Origin of the sequence: Variovorax glucosi, from assembly GCF_051216695.1 — a bacterium.
Taxonomy (GTDB): domain Bacteria; phylum Pseudomonadota; class Gammaproteobacteria; order Burkholderiales; family Burkholderiaceae_C; genus Variovorax.
The window spans coordinates 1-412 of sequence record NZ_JBPJZE010000304.1; the positions used below are offsets into that span (position 1 = coordinate 1).

Annotated in this window: 1 protein-coding gene; it reads left to right on the forward strand. The window is 65.8% G+C overall.

The window, feature by feature from the left end; translation table 11 throughout:
• The first annotated feature begins 40 nt into the window (after window positions 1-40).
• Entirely contained in the window at window positions 41-394 is a 354-nt protein-coding gene (locus ACSFA3_RS25165) for an alpha/beta hydrolase (RefSeq protein ID WP_093073331.1), read from the forward strand.
• Window positions 395-412: the final 18 nt, after the last annotated feature.

Below are 412 nucleotides of genomic sequence, written 5' to 3' on the forward strand. Positions count from 1 at the left end.
CACTTGGGACACCCAAAAGCCCAATGAAGAAGGAATTGAAATGAAGACCTCGAACATCCTCGCCGCCGCCGCTCTGTCCCTGCTCGCCGCTGCTGGCGCCCATGCAGAAACCTACGAAGGCGTTCAGCCCCTGACCTCCGGCTACAGCCGCGCCGAAGTGGCGCCCCAAGCCGTGGCAGCTGCCCGTGCCGGCAACGCTTATGGCGACAACGAAGGCGCTGCATCGACCGCAACGCCCGCCCTGGCCGCTTCGGTCGACCGCGCCACCGTTCGCAGCGAGGCTGTTGCCGCTGCACACGCACCGGGTCAGAACCTGCGTCCCGAAACCTTCGCTGGCAGCGTGATCCCCTCGCAAGCGAAGGGCCTGACCTTCACGCGTCAAGCCGGCCTGTAATTGAAGGCGGCGCAAGCC

Excerpts from the sequence above, each read along its gene's own strand:
- ACSFA3_RS25165 (WP_093073331.1), top strand. The coding sequence starts at position 41 with ATGAAGACCTCGAACATCCTCGCCGCCGCCGCTCTGTCCCTGCTCGCC.